The sequence below is a fragment of the Streptococcus pseudopneumoniae ATCC BAA-960 = CCUG 49455 genome, from assembly GCF_002087075.1.
Taxonomy (GTDB): Bacteria; Bacillota; Bacilli; order Lactobacillales; family Streptococcaceae; genus Streptococcus; species Streptococcus pseudopneumoniae.
Genome location: NZ_MWSM01000012.1, coordinates 3,513 through 16,271, shown reverse-complemented (window position 1 = coordinate 16,271; position 12,759 = coordinate 3,513). Strand labels below are relative to the sequence as shown.

5 protein-coding genes and 2 pseudogenes are annotated in these 12,759 nt (G+C 41.4%); 2 read left to right on the top strand and 5 right to left on the bottom strand.

Features of this window, described 5'->3' with window-relative positions:
• Window positions 1–168: 168 nt before the first annotated feature.
• The 4 genes and pseudogenes from B4W83_RS02950 to mnmL all read right to left on the bottom strand — a co-directional run bounded on the left by B4W83_RS02950 (window position 169) and on the right by mnmL (window position 3,979).
• Window positions 169–2,223: a cation:proton antiporter gene (locus tag B4W83_RS02950; protein WP_000421631.1), complete on the bottom strand. Its 2,055-nt coding sequence runs from the start codon at window positions 2,221–2,223 to the stop codon at window positions 169–171.
• 11 nt (window positions 2,224–2,234) lie between these two features.
• Complete coding sequence (locus tag B4W83_RS02945; RefSeq protein ID WP_000361090.1) at window positions 2,235–2,489, bottom strand: hypothetical protein; 255 nt, start codon at window positions 2,487–2,489, stop codon at window positions 2,235–2,237.
• Window positions 2,482–3,039 (bottom strand): tRNA 5-(aminomethyl)-2-thiouridylate-methyltransferase MnmM, encoded by a 558-nt coding sequence (mnmM, locus tag B4W83_RS02940; protein WP_000828433.1) that lies wholly within the window; start codon window positions 3,037–3,039, stop codon window positions 2,482–2,484. Before mnmM ends, B4W83_RS02945 begins: the two co-directional genes overlap by 8 nt.
• Window positions 3,023–3,979, bottom strand: a pseudogene (gene mnmL, locus B4W83_RS12255) (tRNA modification radical SAM protein MnmL/YtqA). Before mnmL ends, mnmM begins: the two are co-directional and overlap by 17 nt.
• Before the next feature lie 92 nt (window positions 3,980–4,071).
• Here mnmL and B4W83_RS02925 point away from each other — a divergent pair.
• On the top strand, window positions 4,072–4,431 hold the full coding sequence (locus tag B4W83_RS02925) for a DUF3397 domain-containing protein (protein ID WP_000525405.1): 360 nt from the start codon (window positions 4,072–4,074) through the stop codon (window positions 4,429–4,431).
• Window positions 4,432–4,644: 213 nt separating this feature from the next.
• A pseudogene (locus B4W83_RS12250) lies at window positions 4,645–5,643 on the top strand (transposase).
• A 247-nt stretch (window positions 5,644–5,890) separates the two neighbouring features.
• Here the strand turns inward: B4W83_RS12250 and bgaA are convergent.
• Window positions 5,891–12,592 (bottom strand): LPXTG-anchored adhesin/beta-galactosidase BgaA, encoded by a 6,702-nt coding sequence (bgaA, locus tag B4W83_RS02910; RefSeq protein ID WP_000515175.1) that lies wholly within the window; start codon window positions 12,590–12,592, stop codon window positions 5,891–5,893.
• Between the last annotated feature and the right edge of the window lie 167 nt (window positions 12,593–12,759).

The following is a 12,759-nucleotide window of genomic DNA, read 5'->3' as shown; positions in this document are numbered from 1 at the left end:
TTCACTTATAATCTTATACTCAATGAAAATCAAATAGCAAACTCGGAAGCTAGCCGCAGGTTGCTCAAAGCCCTGCTTTGAGGTTGTAGATGAAACTGACGAAGTCAGTCACATATATAATCCAAGGCGACGCTGACGTGGTTTGAAGAGATTTTCGAAGAGTATTAACTAATTTCTTCTTACCAATTCCACCATATCATACGGCAGGGTATTGGCAGCTTCCTTCAAGGAATAGTTCTCTAAGTTATTGACATTTTGTCGTAACTTCTTGGCATACTTGGTCGTAATCAATCGTTTTTCTTCGTATTCGAAAATCAACTTGCGCTCCAGATAATAGCCCCTCAGCATTTCATCGATATTGTTAGGCTTAACGCGATTGATAACCCGTTCGACAAAGGCACCACTGCTGATAATAGCTGTTTCTCGAAGACGAGACTCCTGCATAAAACTAATCAAAGAGCGTCTATAGACTCCCTTCAGGTTTTCCAAACTTTCAATAATCATCTCTGTATTGGCAAGATAGAGCTCTGCAATTTGGTCATAATCAAGAGCACGGAGACGGCTTTGCTCCTTGTCCTTCCAGCTACGGAAAGTCCTCCCGAGAGTAAAAACTTCATGAAGGAGAAAACGTAAAATCCGCAAAGAAACAAGGAAATAATAGGTCAATCGTGACGCAAACTTACGATTGATTCCTCGTTCTATATTTTTCAGATAACGTTGGTAAACTCGGTAAGCACGATTGCTAATGTTCCCCTCTTCATAGGCCTGCTCCAAACCATCACTTTCAATACTAAGAATCAAGAGTTTCAAAGCAGCCCAATCTTCTTGATCATCCTGGTTTTCTTGGCTTAAAATGAGATTTTCAATACGTCCATGGTAATTGTCAATAGCCGCATAGAGGGGAAGTTTATTTCTGGTATCTTCCAACTCTTTTTCCAACTCTAGCGTTACTTCATTCAAAATGGCGATATGCATGAGATAATCCTTGCTTTCTTCCTGTTCGTCAGAAAGCTGAGGCAAGACCACGAGGCCTGTTAAAAAGCTTACAAGTGTCACACCTGCGACGAGGAAAAGCAAGAGAGGATACTCCTGCTCTAGATTACTTGGTATCAGAAGGATTGTAGCAATCGACACCGTTCCCTTAACACCTGAGAAGGTCAAGAGAAGCATGTCCTTCATATACTTATTTAGCTTTTTCTTGAGACGTCTAGTCCTATAGGCATAATAGCCATAAATCATGACAAAACGAATAGCAAAGAGGACAAAGGTAAGGGTGACAAGAGATGCCAGCAAGAGCAAGGGATTATAGATTGGATTGGTCAAGATAGGCTCTGCTATCATTTCCAACTCCATTCCTAAAATCACAAAGACAGAACCGTTGAGCATAAAATTCACTGTATGCCAAACTGTCTCGGTCACCGTATCCACTTGGGCTTCGAGGAGCGTGATTTTCTTGAAGCGACTCGCCTTTAAAATCCCAGCAACTACGACGGCAATAATCCCTGAAACGTGGACTTCTTCTGCCAGGAAGAAGGTTACCAAGGGTAAACTCAATTCCAGAAGGAGCTCACTAGCAATATCCGTTGCTCGCACACTTAGCAAGAAGCTATGGAGGAAACGATTAGTCATGGCTGTTAAAAAGCCAATTAAAAAACCGCCTAGGATTGAAAAGATAAGCGAACTGCTAGCTTGCCCCAGAGAAAAAGCTCCAGTTGTCCAAGCTGTCAAAGCTACCTGAAAAGCCACCAAACCAGAAGCATCATTCAAGAGTCCTTCGCCCTTAAGGATATTGGACACGCGCTTAGGAAAGCTAAAACGCTCCGAAAGAGAGGCAAAGGCCACCAAGTCCGTGGGACCAAGGGCTGCCCCAACAGCCAAGCAAGCTGCCAAGGGAAGGCTGAACCAAAGAAGATGGGCCAAGCCACCCAAACTCAGGGTCGAGATAAAAATCACTGGAAATATGAGATAAACAATGATTCGCCAGTGTTTTAAAATAGCCGTAACATCTGCTTCTTCAGCCTCTCGGAAAAGCAAGGGTCCGATAACCAGTGCCAAAAACAACTCCGTATTAAGGTGAAAGTCAGTATTGGGTAAAAAGAGACCAATCACAATTCCCAAAAGAATTTGCACCAAAGGGAGAGGCAAAAAGGGCAGGAGCTTATTGGTTGTACTTGAGACAATCAAAACCAGTAAAAATAGGATGAGGTAAATCAGTAATTCCACGCACGTCCTCCTTAATCTTTTTTACAACAGGATTCAAATATCTCCTTCTGCTCTTTGATTTTTTGGTCAATCTTGGAACAATCTTTGTGCTCAATTTTTTTCTGGCACCGCTCCATCTCAAGAGCAACTAATTTTTTCTTGATTTTAAGCATTTTTTTGCTCATATGCGCTTGTTCTAACACACCTACTGCTCGTTCGTGGTGGGTTGATTCAACAAAATTTTGGCGCATGGCATCCAGCTTTTCACGTAGGTATTGTTTATCCATGTTTATATCTCTCTAATTTTTCAATCATCACTAAAAATGGTGGATTGTTGATTTGGTTTAAAGTTCGGTAAATGGTAGCTGTGTACTCTTGTTGGTTCAACTGGCTCACAAAATCCAAGACAGCATCCCTCTCGAGGTCGCCTCCATCATGACCATAGTAGATCATAATGGCAATCCGTCCACCTTTGACAAGTAAGCTACACAGCTTTTCTAAGGCTTCAATCGTTGTCTGAGGTTGGGTAATGACTGACTTATCAGCCGACGGCAGATAACCCAGATTAAAAATCCCTGCCTTGGCTTCTGTCACAAACTGGTCCAGTGTCTCATGACCTTGCAAGATTAACTGGGCATTTGTCAAGCCAGCCTGATGCAAACGCTCTTGGGTCTTTTCCAAGGCTTGCTTCTGAATATCAAAGGCATAGACTTGCTTGGCTAGCTTGGCTAAAAAAAGCGTGTCATGACCATTTCCCATAGTCGCATCCACTACGACATCCTCTTTTGTCACGACCTCAGCCAAAAAATCATGTGCCATCTCAAGTGGTCTTTTCATTTTCAAACTCCTGTTTTACAGCCTTGCATCCTTGAACACTTCCACGACGTCGCATCTCCATCTCAATGCTGTTGAGAGCTTCCCATTTATTGAGGCTCCACATAAGCCCAATCAGCATATCCCTAGGTGCATCTCCTGTGATTCGATGGATGACGATATGTTTGGGAATGATTTCCAGTTGGTCACAGATGACCCTGACATATTCGTCCTGACTCATCAATTGTAAACGTCCCTCATGGTAATCTCGTTGCATACGAGTATTTGTCATAAGATGGAGCAAATGCAGTTTAATCCCTTGAATATCGTTATTCGTGACACAACGGCGGACATTTTCAACCATCATCTCATGGGTTTCACCAGGCAAACCATTAATCAAATGGGAAACAATCTCAATCTTGGGATACTTTCTCAAACGCTTGACCGTTTCCACCTACAATTCATAAGAATACGCACGGTTAATCAGGTCAGAAGTTGCTTCATAAGTAGTCTACAAGCCCAATTCAACCGTCACATGCATGCACTCCGATAACTCAGCCAAATATTCGATGGTTTCGTCTGGTAAACAGTCTGGGCGCATTCCAATATTGATTCCTACCACACCTGGCTCATTGATAGCCTGTTCATAACGCTCTCGAATAACTTCCACCTTTTCATGGGTGTTGGTAAAATTTTGAAAATAAACCAGATACTTCTGAACATCCGGCCACTTACGGTGCATAAAGTCAATTTCCTTATAAAATTGCTCACGGATAGGCGCATCTGGGGCTACAATAGTATCTCCAGAACCTGAAACCGTACAAAAAGTACAGCCTCCATGAGCCACAGTTCCATCACGATTGGGACAGTCAAATCCCGCATCAATAGGGACTTTAAAAGTCTTTTCTCCAAAGAGTTTTCGATAATAATCATTCAAGGTATTATAAGATTTTATAACTTTCATTATAACAAAAATCACCCACAATCTCAAAAGCCTGACTTTCCTATAAATTCCTCTGTTTCTCGTTTCCATTAGCCTTTTTTTTATGATACAATATGGGTATGATTTTAATGAAATTAGCATCTATTTTATTATTGATACTGACCTTAGTCGTCTGCATTATCCTAACCAAACTTTTTAGATTAAAAAAACTAGGACGAAACTTTGCGGATTTGGCTTTTCCAGTCTTGGTATTTGAGTATTACTTGATTACAGCTAAAACCTTTACCCATAATTTCCTCCCTAGACTGGGGCTAGCCCTCTCGTTCCTAGCCATTATTCTCGTCTTTTTCTTCCTTTTGAAAAAACGCAGCTTTTACTATCCTAAATTCATCAAATTCTTCTGGCGTGCAGGATTCTTATTAACCCTTATCATGTATATAGAAATGATTGTTGAATTGTTCTTAATGAAATAGTCGAATCCCTAAGCATTTTTTTTCTAGGGATTTTTGCTTTCTCTACAAAATAGTATAGACAATAACACTATACAATTTTATACAAAGAAAAGAGTCTGGGACAATAGTCTCTTATATCCAAAAAAGCAACGGATTTGCCGTTGCTTTTTTGCATGGTTGCGATAGTCTTGGTAAAATAGAATTGCACAATAAACCGTTTAGAAAGGCTATCCCATGCATATTCACTATAACACAAATCAAACAACTTTACCACTAGAAATCAGTTCCTTCTTGCCACAAGACCATCTCGTCTTTACGATTGAAAAAGTGGTGAATACCTTGGAGGAACATCACTTCTACGCCTTCTATCATACCTTTGATTGCCCGTCTTATCACCCAAAAATGCTTGTATCTGCTCTTCTATTTGCCTATTCACAAGGGATTTTCTCTGGGCGAAAAATTGAAAAAATGATGATTGAAAATCTGGCTATGTAATACCTAACAGGGCAGTTGGTTGTCAGCTATCGCACCATCAATCGTTTTCGAGTCGCTGAAGGGATGGAAGACCTTATTCGTGATCTTTTCATCGACCTCAATCTTCGTTTAAAAGTGGAAGAGTTAGTGACCTTAGATTGTCTGTTTATTGACGGAACTAAGATTGAAGCCAATGCCAACAAGTATAGTTTTGTGTGGAAGAAAACGACAGAGAAATTCTCCGCCAAACTTCAAGAACAGATACAGGTCTATTTTCAAGAAGAAATCACTCCCCTTCTGATTAAATATGCCATGTTTGACAAGGAACAGAAAAGAGGCTATAAACAGTCAGCTAGAAACTTAGCGAATTGGCACTATGATAACAAGGAGGATAGCTACACACATCCTGATGGCTGGTGCTATCGTTTTCACCATATCAAACATCAGAAAACACAGACAGACTTGCAACAGGAAATCAAGGTTTACTACGCCGACGAACCTGAATCAGCCCCTCAAAAGGGACTGTATATGAACGAAGGCTACCAAAACTTGAAAGTTAAAGAATGTCAGGCGCTTTTATCTCCCCAAGGTAGACAGATTTTCGCTCAACGCAAGATTGATGTGGAACCTGTCTTTGGGCAGATAAAGGCTTGTTTGGGTTACAAGAGATGTAATCTGAGAGGGATGCGTCAAGTGAGAATTGACATGGGATTGGTACTTATGGCCAATAACCTCCTAAAACATAGTGAAATGAAATAAGAACAGGACAAATCGATAAGGACAGTCAAATTGATTTCTAACAATGTTTTAGAAGTAGAAGTGTACTATTCTAGTTTCAATCTACTATACAATAAGAGAACGACTCAAAATTAAAAAGCTAGAGTTCCGCAATTGGAAATATCTAGCTTTTTTGTGGTTGAGAACTATTTTGTCTCAGGCTCTTTATCTTCTATTTAGGACAAGAGTTTTTCTTTGGTCTTTAATGATAAAGAAGGTATCAAAATTTCTAGTCTTCTTTTTTACCTTTAGTAACTACTAATCCTGCACTCAAACCTAGAAGAGCTAAACCTGCTGCTACTGCTGCTTGGCTTGCCGCACTACCTGTATTTGGTAACTGGGCTTTATTAGTTTGACTAGCTTCACTTGAATCAATTGGTTTTGTATCTGCTTTTTCTGACACTTGTGGTTTTTTAGCTTCTTGAGCTACTGGTTTGGTTCCAACCAAGATGATGCGGTCTGTCGGAGCTTCTACCACTTCACGGAGTTTTTCTTCCTTACTTCCATCAGGATTAATCGCTGTAAAGATACGTTCTTTACCAGTTTTTCCTTCTTGTTCTACACGAGTTTCACCTAGATACAGTGTTGAATCTTTTTTCTCAACTGTCTTGTATGCCAAATCTTTTTCAACAAATTCGAGTTTTGGAAAATCTTCTTGTACAGCAGCAACTGTCTTCTCAGAAACTGGTTTTTCCTTAGTCAACTGGATACGGTATTCCTTGACTTGTTTTCCACTTTCTGAAACGAGGCGAACAAGTACTGGAAGACTATCTTCTCCACTATCTACCACAGTCGAAGCTACTTGATTGTTTTCTTCAACTGAGACTTTTGGCCGTTGACCTTTATAGGTGATTTGGTAGTCTTGACGATCTTCAGCGAAATCAGCAAGTTCTTTTCCATCTACAAGAATCTTCGATTGAGTGCTTTCTTGAGGCAATTCGCTTGGTGCAAGGAAGGTCAGCTCAATCATCGCAACACCGCTCTTATCTGCTTTACGCTCCATACGCCATCTCATAGCTTTGGCTTTGATAGCTTTAAATGTTACGTTGATTTCATCACCAGCTGCAATGTCTTTATCCGCACGATAAGGCACAGCTTCCCAATTTTCTGGATTGTTAAATGGATGTCCAGATTCGTAGGCTTGGTAGTTTGAATAGTAGGTAGGCACTTCAAAGTCTGGGCCGACATAACGTTCCAAAACAAGTTTAGATGGTGCATCTGTACCACTATCTACAAAGAACTGAACTTTTCCTTGTGCAACAGTCCGTTCTACAATCTTACCATTTTCACGGAAGATTACGCCTGCTGATACTTCTGGATTGGTAGACGGTCTTGCAGACCAGTTTGTCCAACGACGATTTTCTGAATGATCTCCGTCATTGAGATAATCCACACGGTCATGGGAGTTTCTATCAATATCGTTAGTGGCTGAAGCAAAGGCCTGGTTACTGTCTTCATCATACTCTGGGTTATCTGAAAGAGCTTCGCCTAGTTTGTCTGTCACTCGTACAGTGAACTCAGCAACAAGATCACTACCAAGGACATGGCCTCGAACGGTAAATTGACCTGCTTTTGTCAGATTTTCTGCTTGAACTTCTTCCCATTCAACTGACAAGTCTTTTGTTTCGTAGCCGTCTTTACCTGTGAAGTAAACTGGAACCTTAGTCGGCAATTCAAGTGCTTGACCTACTTGTACCAAGCGAGCTTGTTTAACCGCAGCAACTGGTTTATAAGAAAGTAAGTTCTTATCCTTAGTGAAGTGCAGACGGTATTCTCCTAAGATGTCGCCATTTTCAGCTTTCGCGATGACACGAACTGGCTCACCTTCACGAACGCTTGGAACGACGGTAGCGAGACCATTGTTGCTAACACTTGCTGTGACTGCCGGAACTTTTCCATCTACAGACTCAAGGTAGTAGTCTGTCAAATCAGGGTTGAAGTTTGCTAAGTCTTTGCCGTCAACTTGGATTCTTGTTTGTCCTTGTTTGGCTGCCGCAACTTGTTTCGCAAAGATTTGTACCTCTGTGATAGACGTTCCACGCTTGTTATCTGCTTTAACCATGCGAATACGAACAGCATAGGTTTCAACTTTATCAAAGCTAAAGTGGTTCATTTCTCCAGCCTTGAGTTTAGCAGGGGCTTTTAGATTAGTAACTGGTTTCCAGTTGGCAGAATCATTAAAGACATGGTCCTCATTACCAACAAAACTAGGGTTTTTAGGAGCTGTTGGGACAGTCTTGCCAACATAATACTCAATCACATAAGACTTCGGTGCACCAACTCCATGGTCTTCGTGGAATCCGACACTTAGATTATCAACGGAGCGTTTGCTCAAGATACCTGAATCTCCAAACAGAACACCGACTGAAGCTTCTGGATTACTACGATTCCAGTTTGTCCAACGATTGGCTGGTTGGTTATTGTAGGAAATGAGCTTGTCATTAACATTTGAAACTGGGTCGCTTGGATTTGAATCTGAAGCAAAGGCAAGTGGCAATTCTGAACCGGTCCATTGGTCAGAAATGTTTGCGCCTTGCTCAGTTTGAGCAGATACGCGAACATGAAGTTTAGTTGTTAATCGCGTACCTTCTAAGCGACCATTAACTGTAAAGACACCTTCCTTAGCGTATTGCTCTGGACGAATCGCATCCCATGCAACCTTAGCTGATGAAACGTGACCATTTGAATCATATGTCCGAACGCTTTCTGGTAATTGTGGTGCTTCTGCGATTGGAGTTGTCACACTGACTTCTTCAACTGAAACGATACCTTCTACAGAGACTCTTGCACGCGCTTCAAGGTCAATTCCTTCAACTTTACCTAGTACTTCAAAGGTTTGATAGGAGTCTAGTTTTTCTTTCGGAATAGCTTGCCAAGTGACTTTGTGAGCTTTAGGGAAACCTTTGTCATACTCAACCGTTACTGTTGACGGAAGAGTAGGTTCTTGGTGTAAATCTGTCACTACATTTACTGGACGGATAGATTGCGCAATCTTCTTCTCAGTATTGGTCTGGATAGTGAGATCAACTTGGCCTTTAGCTCCCTCATATTCCGCTTTGAGAGTGACTGCTCCTGGCTTATGTAACTCAAGCATTCCTTTACGAATTGCGACTTCCCCTTCACCACTTGTAGAGAAGGTTACTTTATCAGCTGGTAATACAGCTTGCGTTCCATCTTGATAGTGAGCTCGAACCGACAATTTGACAGTTTGGTCTTCTTTGAGACTGTCAGCTTTTTCCACTTGCAAGCTCAAGTGAGCAATTTTTGGTGCTTCTTCAAGGAATTGAATTGCATAGGTTTGAAGAGGGCCACCATCTTTAGGCTGAATAAAGATGCTCGCACGCATGCCGTTTGCTGCGCTTGCTTGAAGAACTGTCACATCAGCATTTTCAGCACTTGCTGTGACTTCTGGCAGTTGGGCACCATAAGATAGAGTACGATATTGCATTGGTTGTCGACTAGTAAGACCTGTTACTGCCTCACCTCCAACAGTAACAGTTGGCACTACAGGTGCTGCAGCATTTCCTTCTTCTACCACAAGGGTTGCATGAATTGGTTGACCTTCTAAATAACCGGTCGCTTGAATACGAGAACCTGGAATTGCTAACTTAACTTTATCTTCTTCGGCAATCTCCCACTTGTCCACTTCATACTCTTGTACACTTCCATCAGTCAAAACATAGGAAACAGATTTGTCTACAGAATTCAAGTTAGTATTTGGAGCAATACGTTTCACAACTGGTAGCTCTGATTTAAGAGCAATCACTTCTACACGAGCTTCTACTTCTCGTCCGTCAGCCATACCTTTCACCGTTACAATACCAGGCTTGCTCACATCTACTGAAGACCAGGTTACAGGACGTTCTGCACGACTACCATCACTGTATACAAACGGAACAGTGGTAGGCATTTCAGGTGCCTCTCCAATAATGGTCTGTACTTTTGGCACCTCTGTCCCCAAAACAGTCTTTTCTTGTCCTTCTTTCTTACCAGTAAAGACAGTGACTTGGTTCGATTTCAAGAGATCAGAGTGGGCAGTAAGGGTGAATTTCCCTGCTTGTTCAGTTGATTTGACAATGGCAACACCTTTACCATTAAATGCTTTACGAATCCAAGAACCATCTGCTTGCGCCTTATAGCGTTCACGGCTGGCTTGTTCTCCGTTATCTACACCGACCAGTTGACCTTGGCCATGCAATTGGAAGCGAACCAGATTATTAGCAGTTGGAACCACATTCCCCTGGCTGTCAACAATTTCATAGTAGATGTAAGTCAAGTCTTTTCCATCTGCTGCAATCGCATGGTCTTCCTTAATAAGACGAACTGCCGCTGGCTTACCAGCAGTCGTAATCTTATCTCGAGCAATTTCCTTGCCAGATTCATCACGAGCAATTGCTTCCAAGGTACCTGGTTGATAGGCAACTTTCCATTCAAGATAAAGTTCATTAGCATTTGCACCTTCTTGGTAAGTCCGCCCATCGCTGGTTTGTTTTTTATTGAAAGTCTTAAGACCAAGAGATTTTCCATTCAAGAACAATTCTACACTAGAAGCATTCGAATAAGCACGAACTGGAATCTTACCTTCTGAGTCAGCTACTTTGGATGCTAATTCTTTGTTTTCCCAGTTCCAGTGAGGAAGAAGGTGTACCATCGGTTTCTTCTTAACAGAAACCCATTGGCTTTGGTAGAGATAGAAGTCATGTTTTGGAATGCCGGCTGTATCTACGATACCAAAGTAAGAGCTCTTAACAGGAGTTTGATTTTGGTTGTGCCATGGTGTAGGTTCACCAATATAGTCCGTACCTGTCCAGATAAACTGTCCAGCATAGCCAGCGTTGTCACGGTCAAAAGTCCATGAAGCGGTTGCTGTTTTCCCCCAACCCACACGATCATTTCCATAATCTGACTGTTCATAATTACGCTCAGGTCCATTGCTATGTTTCAATTCACGTTCAGGGCGATAGTAACTTCCTCGTGTACGGGTTGCTGATGATGTTTCTGAACCGTAAATCAACCATTTTGGATGCTTAGCTCTAAGGGCTTTGTAATTATCTTCAGAATAGTTAAATCCAACAGCATCGAGTTCATCAGCAATTTTCTCATGCCCTCCGCTACCATTACCGAAACGGAATTTATCTGCTCCCATGGTAACATAGCGAGTCTTATCAACATCCTTGATAACCTTGACCAAACGTTTAACAGTTGCTAAAGAGTGGGCATCACCATTAGCTTCACCTATTTCATTACCAATTGACCACATGAAGATAGCAGGGTTGTTTTTGCCTCTTTCGACCATGGTACGTAGGTCAAAATCAGACCATTTTTCACCTTTTCGAGCTTCTGGGTGAGTGGCATCTTTTTCAAAGAAACGTCCATAGTCATAAGGTTTCTTGCCACCATACCAAGTATCAAAGGCCTCTTCCTGAACGAGTAAACCTAGTTCTGCTGCGATTTGCAAGGTTTGCTCACTAGCAGGGTTGTGGGTTGTACGGATGGAGTTAACTCCCATCTCCTTCATTTGTTTGAGACGACGGTATTCTGCTTTATAATTTTCTTCTGCTCCAAGCGCCCCATGGTCGTGGTGCAAGGATACTCCATGGAATTTAATACGTTCACCATTCAAAGAGAAACCTTCATTTGGAGTCCAGTGATAGTAACGGTAACCAAACAAATCCTTCTTAGCATCAACCAATTGACCGTCACGGTAAACACGCGTAATCAATTCGTACAAGGCAGGTTTGTCATTTAAAACGGTCCAGAGTTTTGGTCTTTCAACTTCTAAAATCGCATCTAGGCTTGTTGATTCATGTGCTTTTAAGGTACGACTCGCTGTACGAACTAAGCCTGTTACAGCATGACCACCTCGTTCAACGATTTGATATTCGGCTACAAGTTCATGGTCTTTGTCGTCCGTATTGACGATTTTGCTGGTCACATGAGTTTCAACCTTGCCATGTTGTTGTTCTTCAAGTTTTGGTGTTAAAATAGTTGTCCCATTTTTCTCAACATGCACCTTATCTGTCACTTGTAAAGTCACATCACGATAGATACCACTTCCTGAATACCAACGGCTACTTGGCTGTTTGTTGACTGCATGGACAGCAATCACATTCTCACGACCATCTTTGTGAAGGTATTTGGTGATATCATATGAGAACTGGTTATAACCATTTGGATAATGCCCCACTAACTGACCATTGACATAAACTTGAGAATCCATGTAGACGCCATCAAAAGTAAGGCGAACATTTTTCTTGAGGTCTTTTTCATCTAGTTTGAAAGTCTTGCGATACCAAGCTTCCCCACCGTTGAGCTGTCCACCTTCATTTTGTGCAGGAGATTCATGATCGAAATCGTTAAAGATACTCCAGTCATACGGTAAATCTAATTTTTTCCACGTAGATACGTCTGCATCAGGTTTAATGGCTTCCTTAGAATTTGCATTGAGTTTAAAGTACCAATTTTGATTAAAATCCACTTTCCTGTCTTCAATCATTTGATTCATTTCTTCATTTGTTACAGCTTTAGCATCTTCCTTGAGCGGTTTTTCTTGATTTGAAGCTTGTGATTCTATCCTTGGAGCTTTTTCTTCCAGTTTAGCAGACACTTTTTCCTCTTTTGGAGTTACGGCTTCATCTTCTTTCTTCTCAGATGCAATAGCCTCAGTTGAACTAGGTTCACTTTGTTCTGTCCTTTCAACTACATTTTTAGTTTCCAAAGCTTTATCAGCCTTTTCTTCTACTATCATTTTTTCCTCTTTAGGTTTCTCAGCAGTATGAGTAATAAGTGTTTCATCCGCATAAACTACAGATTCTCCAGCTATATTTCCTCCTAATAGAACTGCACAAGTCCCAATCATTACTGAGCAAGCTCCCACAGCAAACTTACGAATGCTATAAACTCTTTTCCGATTCCAATGGCCTTTCCCCATAAAACCCTCCTTATATTATATTTAGTGCAGTTAGCTACTACCAAAGCCCAAGTGGTATACATGGTATGACAACCTAGTTTCAACAATTTACACTCTGCGAAAATCCAATTCAAACTTCGTCAGCGTCGCCTTGCCGTAGGTATGGTTACTGACTTCGTCAGTTTCAT

Bases quoted from the DNA above. Each gene is read 5' to 3' on its own strand.
- B4W83_RS02945 (WP_000361090.1), bottom strand. From the start codon at position 2,489: ATGGATAAACAATACCTACGTGAAAAGCTGGATGCCATGCGCCAAAAT.
- mnmM (WP_000828433.1), bottom strand. From the start codon at position 3,039: ATGAAAAGACCACTTGAGATGGCACATGATTTTTTGGCTGAGGTCGTG.
- B4W83_RS02925 (WP_000525405.1), top strand. From the start codon at position 4,072: ATGGGTATGATTTTAATGAAATTAGCATCTATTTTATTATTGATACTG.
- bgaA (WP_000515175.1), bottom strand. From the start codon at position 12,592: ATGGGGAAAGGCCATTGGAATCGGAAAAGAGTTTATAGCATTCGTAAG.